The following is a 15,767-nucleotide window of genomic DNA, read 5'->3' as shown; positions in this document are numbered from 1 at the left end:
GGTGCGGGTCCGCTGTGGCTGAGCGCGCAGTTCCCCGCGCCCCTTGCAGGTGCGCCGTTCCCCGCGCCCCCTCAAGGCGAAAAGACTGCGCCGTTCCCCGCGTCCCTGAGGGGGTGGGGCCTCGGGGGCGATCCTCGGGTGCGGGAGCGTCGTGGTTGGCCGCGCAGTTCCTCGCGCCCCTAAGGGGCGAGAGGCTGGGGCGCAGCCCCGGCTTTAGGGGCGCGGGGAACTGCGCGCTCAGCCACAGCGGACCCGCACCCGACACGCGGCCGGGCCCCGCTCAAGACCGCGCCCACGGGCGCACACCCCCGCGGGCGCGGGCCGCGTGCGCCCCGTAGGGCGTGCGAGGTCTTGACAGTGCCCCCGGGCCCGTCAACTCTGATGCGCAGAGCCGATCGCCCCAGGGAGGCGATGATGCCTGCAGCGCGGGAATCCCTACTGGACGCCGCCTACACGGCACTCGGACGCCGTCCGTGGTCCGCCGTGCGGATGGTCGATGTCGCCGCCGTCGCCGGGGTCTCCCGGCAGACCCTCTACAACGAGTTCGGGAGCAAGGAAGGCCTCGCCCGCGCGCTCGTACGACGGGAGGCGGACGCCTATCTCGCCGGGGTGGAGCGGGCTCTGGTGAGCCGGCCCGAGCCCCGGGAACGGCTGGCCGCCGCCGCGGAGTGGACCGCGTCCGCGGCCCGGGGGAACGTGCTGGTGCGCGCGATGCTCACGGGATGCTGGGGAGAGCGGCTGCCCTCACCGACGCTGTCCGCCGTGCCGTCGTCCTCGGCCGTGCCCGCCCAGCGCCGGGCCGACGGGCCGTTGCCCTCGCCCGGCGACTTCGTGGCGCTGGTACGGGACCGGGCCGTCGCCTCGCTCGCCGTGCACGGCGGGTCGAAGACGGAGGCGGCGGAGCTGGCCCGGGCCTGTGAACTCGCCGTACGGCTGGGGGTGTCGTGCGTGCTGGCACCGGCGGGCGAGGGAGGCACGGCGGGGCTGGTCCGCAACGCGCTCGCCACGGTGCGCTCCGTGGTCTGACATGCCTGCGCGGATCGGGGAGGTGCCTGCGCGGACGGGGAGGTGCCCGCGCGGACGGGGAGAGCCCCCGCCGCAGGGAGAGAGCCGGTTCAGTGGGACGAGCCGGACAGCTGCAGGCCGATGACTCCTATGATCACGAGCGAGATCGAGACGATCTTCAGCGTGGAGACCAGGTCGTCGAGGAAGATCATGCCGTAGATGGCGGTACCGGCCGCGCCGATGCCCGTCCACACCGCGTAGGCCGGGCCCACGTCGAGCTTCTTCAGGGACAGGGTGAGCAGGCCGAAGCTGCCCAGTGCGAAGACGCAGAAGGCGATCGTCGGCCAGAGTCTCGTGAAGCCGTGGGAGAGCTTGAGGCAGACGGCGAAACCCGTCTCCAGGAAGCCCGCCACGACGACCAGCAGCCACGCCATGTGATGCCCTCCCACGCTCCGTGACCGCTCGGACTTGGTGCGATTATGCCCTTACCGTCGCGACAGGGACGCAAACAACACAGAGGTCATCGCCACACCGGCCATCACGACAGAGGGCATCACCTCAGAGGGCGTGCGGCGATCAGTCGCCCTCGCGGCGCTCCCTGGTCGACAGCAGCCGGCGCAGCGAGTAGAGGCGGGCCGGGTCCGCGTGCCCCTCGGCGACCCACGCGTCCAGCGCGCAGTCCGGCTCGTCGTGGCTGCACGCGCGCGGGCAGCCCTCCGTGCCGGGCTCCAGGTCGGGGAACGCCTTGATGACCTGCGAGGGGTCCACATGGTGCAGCCCGAAGGACCGCACGCCCGGCGTGTCGACGAGCCAGCCCTCGTCGCCCGGCAGCGGGACCGCGCGCGCCGAGGTCGTGGTGTGCCTGCCCCGGCCCGTGACCGCGTTGACGACACCCGTGGTCCGCCGTCGCTCCGTCGACACGAGCGCGTTGACCAGCGTCGTCTTGCCCACGCCCGAGTGCCCGACGAACGCCGTGATCTTGCCGTCCAGCTGCTTGCGTACGCGGTCGACGGCCTCGCCGCTCTCCAGCTCCTCGCGGCTCGTGACGACGTACGGGACGCCCAGGGCCCCGTACAGCTCCAGGAGTTCGTCGGGGGACGCCAGGTCCGACTTGGTGAGGACGAGGAGCGGGTCGAGGCCCCCCGCGTACGCCGCGACCAGACAGCGGTCGATCAGGCGGGGGCGCGGCTCCGGGTCGGCGAGGGCCGTGACGATGGCCAGCTGGTCGGCGTTGGCGACGACCACGCGCTCGTACGGATCGTCGTCGTCCGCCGTGCGGCGCAGGACCGAGGTCCGCGGCTCGATGCGGACGATCCGGGCGAGGGTGTCCTTCTTGCCGCTCAGATCGCCGACGAGGGCCACCCGGTCGCCGACGACCGCCGCCTTGCGGCCCAGCTCGCGTGCCTTCATGGCGAAGACCACGCGGTCGTCCACGAGGCAGGTCAGCCGGCCGCGGTCGACGGTGAGGACCATGCCCTCGGCCGCGTCCTCGTGCTTGGGCCGGATGTTCGTCCGGGGGCGGTTGCCCTTGCGGTTCGGACGCGAGGGGATGTCGTCCTCGTCGGTGTGCTTGCCGTAACGGCGCATGATCCCGGTCCGCCCGTCAGTTCCCGAGCATTCCGGTCCACAGCGCGGGGAAGTCCGGCAGGGTCTTCGCCGTCGTCGCCACGTTCTCGATCTGTACGCCCTCGACCGCGAGGCCGATGATCGCGCCCGCGGTCGCCATGCGGTGGTCGTCGTACGTGTGGAAGACGCCGCCGTGCAGCGGGCGCGGGCGGATGTGGAGACCGTCGGCGGTCTCGGTGACGTCGCCGCCGAGTTCGTTGATCTCCTTGGTGAGCGCGGCCAGCCGGTCCGTCTCGTGCAGCCGCAGATGGGCCACGCCGGTGAGGGTCGAGGGGGAGTCGGCCAGCGCCGCGACCGCCGCGATGCCCGGGGTCAGCTCGCCGACCTCGCCCAGGTCCACGTCGAGGCCGTGGATCGAGCCGGAACCGGTGAACTCAAGTCCCCGCTCGGTCAGTTCGCAGGAACCGCCCATCTCGGTGAAGATCTCGCGCAGCCTGTCACCCGGCTGGGTGGTGCGGGCGGGCCAGTCGGGGATGACGACCGTACCGCCGGTGACCAGCGCGGCGGCCAGGAACGGCTGGGCGTTCGACAGATCCGGCTCGACCGTCAGATCGCGGCCCAGCAGCGCGCCCGGCGTGACCCGCCAGACGTTCGGCTCGCCGCCCGACTCCGGGGTGTCCACCTGGGCGCCGATCGAGCGCAGCATGTCGACGGTCATCCGGATGTGCGGCATGGACGGCAGCGTGGAGCCCGTGTGCCGTACCTCCACGCCCTGGTTGAAACGCGGTCCTGACAGCAGCAGCGCCGACACGAACTGCGAGGACGAGGACGCGTCGATCTCGACGGGACCGCCCTCCAGCGCCCCGCTGCCCTGCACGGTCAGCGGCAGCGCGCCGCGGCTGTCGTCGTCGATCCGGGCCCCGAGGGCGCGCAGGCCGTCGATGACGCCGTGCAGCGGCCGCTCGTACGAGCGGGGGTCGCCGTCGAAGCGGACGGGGCCGTCGGCCAGTGCGGCGACCGGCGGCAGGAAGCGCATCACCGTGCCGGCGTTGCCCACGTCGATCGTGGTCGGGCCCTGCAGACCCGAGGGGATGACACGCCATGCCTCGCCGGAACCGTCGGGGCCCACGCCCTCCTCGATCCCGACGCCCATCGCCCGCAGGGCGCCGGCCATCAGGAGAGTGTCGCGGGAACGCAGCGGGCGGCGGAGCCAGCCGGGCTCGGCGGCGAGTGCCGCGAGGACGAGCGCGCGGTTGGTGACCGACTTGGACCCGGGCACGTGGACCGTCGCGTCGACGGCTCCGCTCGCGTGCGGGGCGGGCCAGAGGGCGGTGAGTGCGGGGTTAACGGGCATGCCCTCACTTTAAGGGTTCGCCCGTTGCGGAGATCTTGATCGAAAGCGGTGGTGCGCTCCGAGGGGGTGGGGGGTGCGCCTGAGAGCTCGGGAGGCTGGTGTGGTCGGGCGGCTGCGGGCCGTGTGTGGCTTGTCGCGCAGTTCCCCGCGCCCCTCAGGGAAGGGGCTGCGCCCCGTCCAGAGGGGCGCGCGCCCCTCTGGACCTACAGGTCCAGGAGCCAGTTGGCGCCGGCCAGGAGTGAGCACAGGGAGACCGCGTGGAAGAGGAACAGCCACAGGCCCGCCGGTATGTGCGTCAGGCGGGACAGCTGGTCCGCGTCCGAGTCGCCCGCTCCGCCGCGTGAGCGCTTGGCCTGGAGTTCGAAGGCCGGGCGGACTCCGCCGAGCAGCAGGAACCAGACGACGGCGTACGCGAACGCCGCCTGCACCTGGGGACCGGCCAGCCAGGACACCGCCACGAACGTGCCGCCGGTGACGAGGACCGTGAGGGCGCCGTACGCGTTGCGGATCATCACCAGCATGGCCACGAGCAGCAGGGTGGCCAGCCAGAGCAGGGCGGTGATGTGACCGGCCGCCAGCAGCGCGGCGCCGCCGAGGCCGAGCAGCGGGGGAGCCGTGTAGCCCGAGGCCGCCGTGAGGATCATGCCGAGGCCGGTCGGCTTGCCGCGGCTGACGGTGAGACCGCTGGTGTCGGAGTGCAGCCGGATGCCGCTGAGGCTGCGGCCCGTGAGCAGCGCGACCAGACCGTGGCCGCCCTCGTGGGCGATCGTGATGGCGTTCCGGGAGAGCCGCCACACCGGGTGCGGCACGATCACGGCCAGCGCGGCCACCATCGTGGCGACCACGACCCAGGTGTCGGGGTCGGGCTGGCTCCCGAAGACCTCGTCCCAGACGGTCGCCAGCGAGGTGGCTGCGGTGCTGTCCATTGGTGGCTCGGGCTCCCTTTGGCGCTGTCGGCAGGGGTTTGCGCGTGGGCGACGCAGTCTGACATGTATGAGCGGACGGTATGTGAGACGCGGAAGGGACGGGGATCGTTCCGGACGGTCAAGACGCAGGTCATAGCCGTGCAGTCCCGGATGAGTACGGGGTACCTGCTCTACCCTTGGCTGCTGTGCGCAGGCCCGGAGACACCTGTGAACCGCTCCGGAGCGCCTCGGACCGCTCCGGAAAAAGGGCGGGATCCCGGAAGCCGCCGAGACGGTGACTGCGACGATGTAGGTTCACGATTGCGTCAGGTCGGAGGGGTGGTTCCAGATGTGCGGACGGTACGCGGCCAGTCGTGGCCCCGAGGACCTCGCGGGAGTCTTCGAGATCGAGAAGTGGGAGCCGCAGGAGGCTCTCGACCCCGATTTCAACGTGGCTCCGACCAAAGAGGTCTACGCGGTCCTGGACCGTCCACTCAAGGGCGCCGAGGACCCCGCGCCGGTGCGTCAGCTGCGCCGCCTCAAGTGGGGCCTGATCCCCTCCTGGTCGAAGACGCCCGAGGGCGGCGCCCGGATGATCAACGCCCGTGCCGAGACCGTCCACGAGAAGCCCTCGTTCCGGCGTGCCTTCACCTCCCGGCGCTGCGTCATACCGGCCGACGGCTACTACGAGTGGGTCACCGGCACCGGCGAGCGCGACCTGGAGGTGGAGGGCAAGAAGAAGCGGCCCCGCAAGCAGCCGTACTTCGTGCTCCCCGCCGACGGCTCGGTCTTCGCGATGGCCGGGCTGTACGAGTTCTGGCGGGACAGGACGCTGCCGGACGACCACCCCCGCGCCTGGTGGGCGACCTGCTCCGTCATCACCACGGAGGCGGAGACGTCCCCGCTCGCGGTCGGCCCCGAGGAGGGCCCGCGTTCGCTCGCCGACATCCACCCGCGTATGCCGCTGATGCTCACCCCGGACCGCTGGGACGCCTGGCTCGACCCCTCCCGCACGGACGTCGAGGACCTGCGCTCCCTGCTCGCGCCGCCGCCCGAGGGCCTGATGCGGGCGTATCCCGTCTCCACGGCGGTGAGCAACGTCCGCAACAACGGCCCGGAGCTGCTGAAGGAGCTGGAGGGGCCCGAGGAGGGCACACTCTTCTGACGTGACACATGTGACGCAGACGGTCGAGACGGACGCGGGCACGGCCCGGATCACCTGGCACCACGCAGAGAAGGCGGAGAGGGCAGAGAGGGCAGAGAAAGCGCCCAAGGCCGCCGAGGCCGGGAAGGCCGGTGCGAGCGGGAAGGCCGGTGCGACCGGGACGGCTGGTGCGACCGGGACAGCCGGTGCAACCCGGACGGTGGCGCGGCTCGTGCTGGCCGTCAGCCACGGCGCCGGCGGCGGGATCGAGGCGCGCGACCTGCGCGCACTCGCCGCCGTGCTGCCCGCGCACGGAGTGACCGTGGCTCTCGTCGAACAGCCCTGGCGGGTCGCGGGAAAGAAGCTCGCGCCCGCGCCGAAGACGCTGGACGCGGGCTGGCGTGGCCTGTGGCCCGCGCTCGCCGCACCGGGGCTCCCCGTCGTCGCGGGCGGCCGCAGCGCCGGAGCCCGGGTCGCCTGCCGCACGGCCACCGAACTGGGCGCCCACGCCGTCCTCGCGCTCAGCTTCCCCCTGCACCCGCCGGGCCGGCCGGAGAAGTCCCGCGCCGACGAACTGCTCGGCGCCGGGGTGCCCACGCTCGTCGTACAGGGCGGCAACGACCCGTTCGGACGCCCCGAGGAGTTCCCGCGCCGGACCGGACCGGCCTCGTACGAGCTCGTCGAGGTGCCGTACGGCGATCACGGGTTCGCCGTACCGAAGCGTGCCCCGGTCGGCCAGGACCAGGCGCTGACGGTCATCACGGACGGCGTCCTGAAGTGGGTTTCGTCACTCCCGTGACCCCGGGAATGTTGCGCACCGGACCACTGTTGTGCGGATCAGACAGCACGGAAGGTGTGCTGGGAGACGTCGTACGAGAGGAAGTCCGCCGCATGGGTTCGACCATCTGCCCGAGCCGTGGCAGCAGCACAGACCTGGAGTGGTCGGTGCTGCACGCGGCGAAGACCGCCCCTGTTCGGGTGGCGGGCGGACCGGATCGGCAAGCCGCCGCGACCGCAGGTCGTCTATTCTCCGATTCAGGTGGGACCGGTTTCGGCCCCACCAAGACTCTGGAGGAGGTGGGTCCGGTCACAGGGACCGACGCAGGGACCGAAAACGGCCAGGCGGAGCAGCCCGAGGACACGGGCAGCAGCGAGTCCACCGCCGAGCGCAATGTGCGCTTCGAGCGGGACGCGCTGGAGTTCCTCGACCAGATGTACTCGGCCGCGCTGCGCATGACGCGGAACCCGGCCGACGCCGAGGACCTGGTGCAGGAGACGTACGCGAAGGCGTACGCGTCCTTCCACCAGTTCCGTGAGGGCACCAACCTCAAGGCGTGGCTGTACAGGATCCTCACCAACACCTTCATCAACTCGTACCGCAAGAAGCAGCGCGAGCCCCAGCGGTCCGCCGCCGAGGAGATCGAGGACTGGCAGCTGGCGCGTGCCGAGTCGCACATGTCGACCGGTCTGCGTTCCGCCGAGTCGCAGGCGCTCGACCACCTGCCCGACTCGGACGTGAAGTCGGCGCTGCAGGCGATCCCCGAGGAGTTCCGTATCGCCGTCTATCTCGCGGACGTCGAGGGCTTTGCGTACAAGGAGATCGCGGACATCATGGGGACACCCATCGGTACGGTGATGTCCCGCCTGCACAGGGGCCGCCGTCAGTTGCGCGGCATGCTGGAGGACTACGCCAAGGACCGCGGCCTGGTCCCGGCGGGCGCCGGAGAGTCGGACGGAACGAAAGGCTCGGGCTCATGAGCTGCGGAGAGCCGCACGAGACGGACTGCAGTGAAGTACTCGATCATCTCTACGAGTTCCTCGACCACGAGATGCCCGATGCCGACTGCACCAAGTTCGAGGTGCACTTCGAGGAGTGCTCACCGTGCCTTGAGAAGTACGGACTTGAGCAGGCCGTGAAGAAGCTCGTGAAGCGGTGCTGCGGTCAGGACGACGTCCCGATCGATCTGCGGGCCAAGGTCATGGGCCGTATCGAGCTGATCCGCTCCGGGCAGGCCGTGCCCGAGCACGAGGTGACGGCCGCGGACGCGCGCGGCGCCGCTGCCGAGGGCTGAGACGGGCCTCGGAGCGCTGGAGCACCGCGGTTTCGGAGCCTTCACGCCCCGAAGCCCGAAACACCCCGAGCCCCTGAGGGCTGCCCGACGCCGGACCGGTTCAGCCGGTCCGGCTTCTGGGCATTACGGGTGCGTGTGCGGGGGTTTGCGGGGCACAGGGCCCGGCGTCAGACCTCCAGCGACGTTTCGATCCTCTTCAGGCTGTGCCGGGCCAGCGCCAGGTTGCTGCGGCCGCGGTCCAGGGCGAGGTACAGGAAGAGCGTGCCGCCGCTCGCGGTGAGCGGGCGTATCAGGTGGTACTGCTTGCCCAGCGTGATCAGGATGTCCTCGATGGTGTCGTCCATCGCCAGCGAGGAGAGAGTCCGCAGCTTCGCGCGCATCACCTCGGTGTTGCCCGCCGACGCGAGTTCCAGGTCCAGCGTCGGTCCGCCGCCGAGCGTGCCCAGTGCCATGCCGCTCTCGTAGTCGACGAGGGAGACGCCGATGGCACCTTCCACGGACATGGCTTCCTTGAGCGCGGTCTCGATGTTCATACTGCTGCCCCAATTCCTCGGTGACGCTGTTCGGTCGTTGCCCGTACAACTACGATCGAACACAAGCGGCTAGTGCGCCACAAAATACAAAATATGGCGCCTGTTGCGTAAGTTGAAGCTCAAAGTAGTGTGCGACGTCAAGACGTGAAGGGGAACGGGGTAATGACGACGGCCGTTGATGCCTCCCTGGTCCGGCTTCTCGACTCCCCCGGGGTCACCGGCGTCGCCCTGGTCGACGCGGTCACCGGCCTCACCTACGGGGTGGCCGGGAACGCGGAAGAGGCGGGGGACGGCGCCGAGTGCGCCGAACTCGCGGCACTCATCGCCGAACGACTGGGGCGGGCGGGCGCCGAGGGGGAGTTGGAGAGTGTGATCATGACCAGCACGCGGCGCCATCAGGTGCTGCTCGCCGTCGCGCGGCCGGTCGGCGATCCGCTGCTGCTGACCGCGGGGATGGACCGGGAACGGGCCAATCTGGCGCTCGCCACGCGGAGTCTGGCCGACCGGGCCGCCGAGGTGCTCGCATGACGACAGCCGAGGCACGCAATCTGCCCGCGCTGTTGCAGGGGTTGCACGAAGAGGGGTACAGCGGGACCGTCCGGGTCTCCGGATCGCCAGGCGGAACGATTCATCTGCGGGGCGGTCTGATCGTCGCGGTCGAGACGCCGGGCGCCCCGGCCGCCACCTCGGTGCTCCTCACACCGGGCCGCCTCGACGACGAGACCTGGCTGGCCGCCTGCGCGGCGGAGCCCGACACGGACCGGCTGGGCGGGTACCTGGTGTCCGCCGGTCTGATCGGTGCCGCCGAACTGGAGGTCGTGTGCGCCGCGTCGGTGTTCGACGCGGCCTTCGCGATGGCGATCGGTCCGCCCGGCGGCTGGACGCTGGACGGCCCGGAGCCCGTCCTGCACGCCGGTCCCGGTGTGGAGCCGCGGCGGCTGACCGAGGAGACCACCCGGCGCATCGTGCGGCTCTCCGGGACGTGGGGGGCGCCGGGCGAACTCGCCCGGATACGTCCCTCGGCGGTACCCGACGCCGGTCTGCGCCGTGGCCTCCCGGACCGCCACCGGTCCGTACTGAGCACGGTCAACGGCCGCCGTACCGCCCGGGACATGGCCTTCACGCTCGGGCGCGGGCTGTACGCGATCATGCTGGACCTGACCCGTCTGGAGGCCCAGGACCTCATCCGCTGGGACACGGGCGCCCCTACCGAGGGCCGGCCCAGCACCGCACCGCGGGTGCTGCCCGGACGCGGCGCGCCGGACGCGTCGGAGCCGGGCCCCGCGCGGGCCGAGCCCGCCGCGAAGGCGGCGCCGCTGCCGAGGCGTACGCGGGGCGGCGGCTCGTGGCCGGGGGAGACCCGGACACGTGAGAGCCGGCCGCGCGACGGCCAGGTGCCTGAGGCCCGGGACCATGACGGCCAGGCACCCGACGCCGTCGTACGGGACGGGCAGGCACGCGCGGCCCACGGGTCTGTGGCCCATGTGCCGGACGGGCAGGCGCGGGAAGGCCCGCCGGGGGAGGCGTCCGCCGAGGGAAGCGACGCATTGCCCGCGGGAACGACCGGGGGGCACGGGGGCTAGTGAGTTTCAGCAGACGCCGGGCGGCGAAGCGTCTTCGGCGGGGGACGGCCGCCGAGACCCGACGGACCGCACATCGCCGGACCCGGGGCCCGGACACCGCGCCGGGTCCGGACACCCTGCCGGGTCCGGACACCCTGCCGGGTCCGGACACCCTGCCGGGTCCGGACACCCTGCCGGGTCCGGACACCACGCCGGGTCCGGACGGCGTGGGGGCACGGGGCACGGCGCCGGCACGGGGCACCGCGCCGGCACGGGACGGTGCTCCGGGATCGGACGCCGGACCGGCACGGGACACCGCGCCGGCACGGGACGGCGTACCCGGAACGGACGCCGCCGGGCCGGTATCGGTCGGCGTATCGGGTTCGGACACCGGACCGGATGGCGGGCCGGGGTCGGGCGCCGTGTCAGGGCCCGACACTTCGTCGGTGCCGGACACCGGACCGGGAACGGACGTCACCGGGCCGGTGCCGGTCGGCGTATCGGGTTCGGACACCGGACCGGATGCCGGGCCGGGGTCGGGTGCCGTGTCAGGGTCGGGCAATCCGCCCGCCCGGGACGGCGTACCGGGAGCGAACAGCGGGCCGGGATCGGACGGCGCGTCAGGGCCCGACACCTCGTCGGTGCCGGACGCCGGGCCGGGGGCGGACGCCGGGCCGGGGGCGGGTGGCGGGGGGTCGGACGGGGTGGCGGTGGCTCGGCCGGGGGGCGCCCGTGGAGCGGGTCCGGGGACGGGCAGCTCGGCGGCCGCGTTTGGGGAGCGGCTGCCGCCGTTGCCCGTGCGGGGGGACCCCTCGTCGGCCTCGGCGCCGCCGTTCGCGCTGCGTCCGCTGTCGCCCGAGGAACTGGCCGCCGATCAGCCCTCCCTCGACATGCTGCGCCGGGTCCGACGGGGCCTGGGCGCACTTCCGGACACCGACTGACACCGCTCCGACCGCACCACGACCACACATGCACGCAGCAAGGAGCGCCATGAGCGACACGTCGCAGCCCAATCCCCTCACCGAGATCCTGACCTCTCTGCGCGACCGGGTGATGGGGGTCTCCGAAAGCGTCCTGTCCACGGCGGACGGACTTCTCGTGGTCGCCGACACGGACTCGTCCCACGCCGAGTCCGTCGCCGCGCTCGCCGCCGCGACCCTCGGCGTGGCCCGCCGGATGGCCGACCAGACGAGCGTCGGCGCGCTGCGCGAGGTCGTGGCGCGGTGCGGCTCGGGGCACGTCATCGTGATGGCCGTGGGCGACCGGGCCCTGCTGACCGTGGTGGGCGACGACGGCCTCGACCTCGCCGCGCTCCAGCGGGAATCACCCGCCACGGTGGAGCAGTTGACCCAGGCGCTCGCGGCCGACGTGGCGCGCTGAACCGCCCGCCCGGAAGGCGGCCCGGGCGTCGGTGGACCCGTACCCGGGTTCGTACAGACATCCGGTCGCGGCCGGGTGCGCGCCCTCGTACGAACGCGCGGCTCACTCGAACGGGCGAATCTCCTCCCGTGGCCCGGTGAATCGGCCCATGCCTCCCCCGCGCCCCACCCGACCGCCCTATCGTCCATGTCCCGAGGGCCCGTACGCGGCCTGGCCTGTGCGAGGTGGTTCGAGCGGGAGCGGGAGGAGGGCTGCGCCATGCGGTCGGTCCCGCCGTGGGCGCGCGTCTACGTCGTCTGCACCGCGCTCGCCGCGGCCTTCTGTGCCGTGCCCGTTCCGGACACCCGCGCCCCCTGGTCGGCGGTGGCCCTGTTCGCGGTGCTCTGCGCGGCGTGCGAACTGTTCGCCGCGAGCCGCTTCGCGGGTGACGGCGGCCCCGAGGGCGCGGGCGCGTCCGGCGAGACCGGGGCCTCCCTCAGATGGCACACACCGGTCATGCTCGCCGCCGCCTTCCTGCTGCCACCGCCCGCCGCCGCGCTCGTACCGCTGCCGGGGGCGCTGCTGGCCCGCGTCGAGCAGCGGCCGAGGTGGCTGCGCCGGGTGTGGCGGGCCGCGCAGCTCGCGCTCAGTACCTGGGCGGCCTCGAAGGTCCACTGGTCGCTGGGCGGCAGGGACGCGGTCGTCACGTCCCACTTCCCCTACGCCCTGGTCGCCGCCGGCGCCGCTGTGGTGGCCTTCTGCCTGGTCCTGACCGTGCTGGACGGCGGCATCCTGGCGCTCGCCGAACGGGTGCCGGTCCGGGCCGCCTGGCGCGGGCTGTTCCTGCGCTCGCTCGCGCCCGTCGCCGTGCACGGGCTCGCCGGGCTGATGATGGCGGTGCTCTGGCGCAGCCCGTACGGGCCGGCCGCCGCGCTGCTCGTGCTGCTGCCGATGTACGTGTCGTGGTGGGTGTTCGCCCAGTACCACCGGGAGCGGGCCGCCCACCGGGCCACCATCCGGGCGCTCGTGCAGGCCGTCGACATCAAGGACGGCTACACCCGCGGGCACAGCGAACGGGTGGGGCAGGCGTCGATGATGATCGCCCGTGAACTGGGCATGGACGACGAACGGGCCGAGGTGCTCCGGTTCGCCGGCATCCTGCACGACGTGGGCAAGCTCGGGGTCCCCACCCGGCTGCTGCGCAAGGACGGGCCGCTGACGCCCGAGGAACGCCGGGTGATCGAGCTGCATCCCGAGTACGGACACGAGATGGTCCGCGGGATCGGCTTCCTCGGCGAGGCCAGGTCGGCGATCCTGCACCACCACGAACGGCTCGACGGGAGCGGCTATCCGTACGGGCTGAAGGGAGGCCAGATCCCGGAGTTCGCCCGGGTGGTGGCGGTGGCGGACGCCTTCGACGCGATGACGTCGACCCGCTCCTACCGTCGGGCGCGGCCGGTCCCGGTGGCGCTGGAGGAACTGGAGCGGTGCGCCGGGGCCCAGTTCGACCCGCGGATGGTGGAGGCCTTCGTACGGGCGCTCGTGAGGCAGGGATGGCATCCCGCGGTGACGGCGGACGAGACGCCGCCGCACGCCGAGCGCCACCACCCACCGGCTCCCCGCCCGCCCACCGACCGGGAGCCCCGCCGCGGCCACGACCGGGCGGCCGGCCCGGACCCCCGCCGTGGAACCGTCGGCGGGAGCGGGTCCGGCCCATGAGCACGATCAGCAGGGGACCGCTCCCGCCCGCCGCGGGCCACCCCGGACCGCTCCCGCCGCCCGGCGCGGACCCTCTCCGCGTCCCGCTCGCCCTCACGCTCGTGCGGGCCGGTGCCGCGCTGGCCGCCGTGGCCGCCCTCGCCGTCACCTTCTGGGGCGGGATCGAGGAGCGGGGGGCCGCTCTCGCCTTCGCCCTGCTCATCGGCGTGGGGGAGCTGGCCCGGTGGAGCGGCGCGGAGGAACGTGAGTCGGCGCCGCTGGCCGCCGCCGGGGCCCTCGCCTACGCGCTGCTCGGCGAGAACGCCGGCCACCCCACCCACGACGGGGTTCCGCAGATCGTCGCCGTGGTCACGGCCGCCTCCCTGCTGGGCTGCGTGCCGCACGTGGCGAAGGGCCGCGGACCCACCGCGGACCATCTCACCCGGCGCGTCCTGACCGTCGGGTTCGCGGCGGTGTGCTTCCAGCCCCTCTACAACGAGGGCAGGCTGGCGGAGTGGGCCGGGACCGGACCCGCGTACGCGGCGCTCGTCGTCGCGCTGCTCCTGCTCACCGCGCTCTGGGACGCCGTGCTGGCCGCGGCCATGGCGCACGCACGCACCCGGTGGCCCTTCGGACCGCTGCTGCGGGACGAACTGCGCGGCACCCTCGGCATCGGGTCGGCGGTCTGCGCGACCGGGGCCGTGATGGCGCTCGCGGTCGCCGTCGCGGGCCTGTGGGCGCTGCCCGTGTTCTCCCTGCCGCTGCTGCTCACCCAGCTGTCCTTCCGGCGGTACGCGGCCGTACGGACCACCTACCGCCAGACCATCGCCTCCCTCGCCCGGGCCACCGAGATAGCCGGTTACACCCCGGCGGGGCACGCCCGACGGGTGGCGGCGCTCAGCCGGGCCGTCGGCCGCGAGCTGGGCCTGTCCGGACCCGAGCTGACCGTTCTGGAGTACGCGGCCCTGATGCACGACATCGGCCAGCTCTCGCTCGTCGACCCCGTACCCGCCGGTGCCACGGCCGCCCTGGCCCCCGCCGAACAGCGGCGCATCGCCCTGCTCGGCGGCGCGGTGGTGCGCCAGACGGGGGTGGCCGCCGAGGTCGCCGTCGTGGTGGAGCGGCAGGCGGACCCGTACCGGGAGCAACCGGTCAGCGCGTCGATCGTGCGGGCCGTGAACGCGTACGAGGAGATAACCGGGGAAGCGGGCCCCGGTGGGCCGCTGAAGGCGCTGGAGGAGCTGCGGCTGGGCACCGCGCGCGACTACCGGCCCGAGGTCGTCGAGTCGCTGGCCAGGGTGCTGGCGAGAGACGGTCTTACCTTGCCTCTGGCTGGGTAACCCATGGGTAATGAGCGCCCCTCCGCGCGTCCGTGGTTGGATGCGAGGAAGAGGACATCAGGGGGCACAGTCCAGCCCGAGGCTGCACGCTCTTCAACGAACTGGCAGGCGGGAATCGTGAGGATCTTCGGCAAGGGACGGCACCGGCCCTCCGCCTCATGGCGGCAGGCCACCGACCGTGCGTTCACCCTCATCGGCGACGGCCGGTACGAGGACGCGGGGGCGCTGCTGACACGTGCGGCGGACCTGGAACCCTGGCTTTCCGAGTCCTGGTTCAACCTCGCGCTGCTGCACAAGTTCCGGCACGACTGGGAACAGGCGCGCGCGGCCGGTCTGCGGGCCGTGGCACTGCTCGACCGGGAGACCGGGGCCCCCGATTGGTGGAACGTCGGCATCGCGGCGACCGCCCTTCAGGACTGGCCGCTGGCCCGGCGGGCCTGGCAGGCGTACGGCCTGCGGGTGCCCGGCGGTGCCTCGCGGCCCCGGCCCGGCGCGGGCGCCGGCGCCTCCGGCGAGCCGGTGGGCATGGACCTCGGCAGCGCGGCCGTACGGCTGTCGCCCGAGGGCGAGGCCGAGGTCGTGTGGGGGCGGCGGCTCGACCCCGCCCGTATCGAGGTCCTCTCCATCCCGCTGCCGTCCTCCGGACGGCGCTGGGGCGAGGTCGTCCTGCACGACGGAGTTCCCCACGGGGAGCGGACGACCGCGGCGGGGCACGCGTATCCCGTCTTCGACGAGATCGAGCTGTGGGCGCCCTCGCCGATGCCCACCTGGGTCGTGCTCCTGGAGGCGGAGACCGAGGACGACCGGGACGCCCTGGAGCGGCTCGCGGCCGACGCGGGGTTCGCAGCGGAGGACTGGTCGTCGTCCGTGCGGCTGCTGTGCCGGATGTGTTCCGAGTCGCGGATGCCGTCCGACGAGGGGGACGGGGAGCATCTCGATCCGCACGATCACAGTGAGCCGGGGCATCCCGGGCCGCTCGGGCACCGGACCGACGGGCAGTTGTGGGTGCCGGAGCGGGAATGCGGCCTCGCGGCCCCGGCCTCGCTCGTCCGGGGGCTGCTGGACGGGTGGGTCGCCGACAGTCCCGATTCGCGGGACTGGCGTGACCTCGAAGAGGTTTGTTAGCAACCGGGCTGCAGGGCTGGTCCGCCGGGTGCGGGTCCGTCGTGGCCGGTCGCGCAGTTCCCCGCGCCCCTGACAGGAGCGCCCCTGCGGGGCGGCTCCTGTCC

General features: G+C 73.1%; 17 protein-coding genes. 12 read left to right on the top strand and 5 right to left on the bottom strand.

The genetic code is table 11. The features are described 5' to 3' along the window. The first annotated feature begins 411 nt into the window (after window positions 1-411). The gene (locus tag ACFWGJ_RS30370; RefSeq protein WP_210889920.1) at window positions 412-1,026 is read left to right on the top strand and encodes a TetR/AcrR family transcriptional regulator; all 615 of its coding nucleotides are present in this window, start codon (window positions 412-414) and stop codon (window positions 1,024-1,026) included. Between the two features lie 89 nt (window positions 1,027-1,115). On the opposite strand, the gene ACFWGJ_RS30365 is transcribed toward ACFWGJ_RS30370, so the two are convergent. The 4 genes from ACFWGJ_RS30365 to ACFWGJ_RS30350 form a co-directional block, all read right to left on the bottom strand. Continuing rightward, window positions 1,116-1,439: a multidrug efflux SMR transporter gene (locus tag ACFWGJ_RS30365; protein WP_107021413.1), complete on the bottom strand. Its 324-nt coding sequence runs from the start codon at window positions 1,437-1,439 to the stop codon at window positions 1,116-1,118. 142 nt (window positions 1,440-1,581) lie between these two features. After that, the gene (gene rsgA, locus ACFWGJ_RS30360) at window positions 1,582-2,592 is read right to left on the bottom strand and encodes a ribosome small subunit-dependent GTPase A (RefSeq protein WP_387331070.1); all 1,011 of its coding nucleotides are present in this window, start codon (window positions 2,590-2,592) and stop codon (window positions 1,582-1,584) included. 16 nt (window positions 2,593-2,608) lie between these two features. After that, a complete protein-coding gene (gene aroA / locus ACFWGJ_RS30355; protein WP_387331067.1) occupies window positions 2,609-3,925 on the bottom strand; it encodes a 3-phosphoshikimate 1-carboxyvinyltransferase in 1,317 nt (438 codons plus the stop codon). Window positions 3,926-4,128: 203 nt separating this feature from the next. Further along, window positions 4,129-4,851, bottom strand: coding sequence for a M50 family metallopeptidase (locus ACFWGJ_RS30350; RefSeq protein WP_387331064.1), 723 nt, complete (start codon window positions 4,849-4,851; stop codon window positions 4,129-4,131). Between the two features lie 328 nt (window positions 4,852-5,179). On the opposite strand from ACFWGJ_RS30350, the gene ACFWGJ_RS30345 reads away from it, so the two are divergent. The 4 genes from ACFWGJ_RS30345 (at window position 5,180) to rsrA (ending at window position 8,046) form a co-directional block, all read left to right on the top strand. Continuing rightward, window positions 5,180-5,995, top strand: coding sequence for an SOS response-associated peptidase (locus tag ACFWGJ_RS30345; RefSeq protein WP_387331061.1), 816 nt, complete (start codon window positions 5,180-5,182; stop codon window positions 5,993-5,995). Window positions 5,996-6,194: 199 nt separating this feature from the next. Beyond that, a complete protein-coding gene (locus ACFWGJ_RS30340) occupies window positions 6,195-6,773 on the top strand; it encodes an alpha/beta family hydrolase (RefSeq protein ID WP_387331079.1) in 579 nt (192 codons plus the stop codon). Between the two features lie 278 nt (window positions 6,774-7,051). Continuing rightward, on the top strand, window positions 7,052-7,732 hold the full coding sequence (sigR, locus tag ACFWGJ_RS30335; RefSeq protein ID WP_055507026.1) for an RNA polymerase sigma factor SigR: 681 nt from the start codon (window positions 7,052-7,054) through the stop codon (window positions 7,730-7,732). Further along, a complete protein-coding gene (gene rsrA / locus ACFWGJ_RS30330) occupies window positions 7,729-8,046 on the top strand; it encodes a mycothiol system anti-sigma-R factor (protein ID WP_387331059.1) in 318 nt (105 codons plus the stop codon). The genes sigR and rsrA overlap by 4 nt, the downstream gene beginning before the upstream one ends. A gap of 167 nt (window positions 8,047-8,213) precedes the next feature. Here rsrA and ACFWGJ_RS30325 read toward each other — a convergent pair whose 3' ends face one another. Further along, window positions 8,214-8,579 (bottom strand): hypothetical protein, encoded by a 366-nt coding sequence (locus ACFWGJ_RS30325; protein WP_387331056.1) that lies wholly within the window; start codon window positions 8,577-8,579, stop codon window positions 8,214-8,216. A gap of 162 nt (window positions 8,580-8,741) precedes the next feature. Between ACFWGJ_RS30325 and ACFWGJ_RS30320 the strand changes: the two genes are divergently transcribed. The 7 genes from ACFWGJ_RS30320 to ACFWGJ_RS30290 all read left to right on the top strand — a co-directional run bounded on the left by ACFWGJ_RS30320 (window position 8,742) and on the right by ACFWGJ_RS30290 (window position 15,663). Beyond that, window positions 8,742-9,107, top strand: coding sequence for a hypothetical protein (locus tag ACFWGJ_RS30320; RefSeq protein ID WP_225891471.1), 366 nt, complete (start codon window positions 8,742-8,744; stop codon window positions 9,105-9,107). Continuing rightward, window positions 9,104-10,162 carry a DUF4388 domain-containing protein gene (locus tag ACFWGJ_RS30315; RefSeq protein ID WP_387331053.1) on the top strand — a complete coding sequence of 353 codons (1,059 nt, stop codon included), beginning with the start codon at window positions 9,104-9,106 and terminating at the stop codon, window positions 10,160-10,162. The genes ACFWGJ_RS30320 and ACFWGJ_RS30315 overlap by 4 nt, the downstream gene beginning before the upstream one ends. 770 nt (window positions 10,163-10,932) lie before the next feature. Beyond that, window positions 10,933-11,082 carry a hypothetical protein gene (locus tag ACFWGJ_RS30310; RefSeq protein WP_387331050.1) on the top strand — a complete coding sequence of 50 codons (150 nt, stop codon included), beginning with the start codon at window positions 10,933-10,935 and terminating at the stop codon, window positions 11,080-11,082. Between the two features lie 49 nt (window positions 11,083-11,131). Then, window positions 11,132-11,521 (top strand): roadblock/LC7 domain-containing protein, encoded by a 390-nt coding sequence (locus ACFWGJ_RS30305; RefSeq protein ID WP_267027183.1) that lies wholly within the window; start codon window positions 11,132-11,134, stop codon window positions 11,519-11,521. Between the two features lie 258 nt (window positions 11,522-11,779). Further along, on the top strand, window positions 11,780-13,219 hold the full coding sequence (locus ACFWGJ_RS30300; RefSeq protein WP_387331075.1) for an HD-GYP domain-containing protein: 1,440 nt from the start codon (window positions 11,780-11,782) through the stop codon (window positions 13,217-13,219). After that, entirely contained in the window at window positions 13,216-14,538 is a 1,323-nt protein-coding gene (locus ACFWGJ_RS30295) for an HD-GYP domain-containing protein (protein WP_387331047.1), read from the top strand. Before ACFWGJ_RS30300 ends, ACFWGJ_RS30295 begins: the two co-directional genes overlap by 4 nt. Window positions 14,539-14,655: 117 nt before the next feature. Continuing rightward, a complete protein-coding gene (locus ACFWGJ_RS30290) occupies window positions 14,656-15,663 on the top strand; it encodes a tetratricopeptide repeat protein (RefSeq protein WP_387331044.1) in 1,008 nt (335 codons plus the stop codon). Window positions 15,664-15,767: the final 104 nt, after the last annotated feature.

It is taken from the genome of Streptomyces sp. NPDC060205 (assembly GCF_042728395.1).
In the GTDB taxonomy this organism is placed as follows: Bacteria; Actinomycetota; Actinomycetes; order Streptomycetales; family Streptomycetaceae; genus Streptomyces.
Note: the sequence above shows the minus strand (reverse complement) of the source record. Positions and strands in the feature narration are given on the sequence as shown.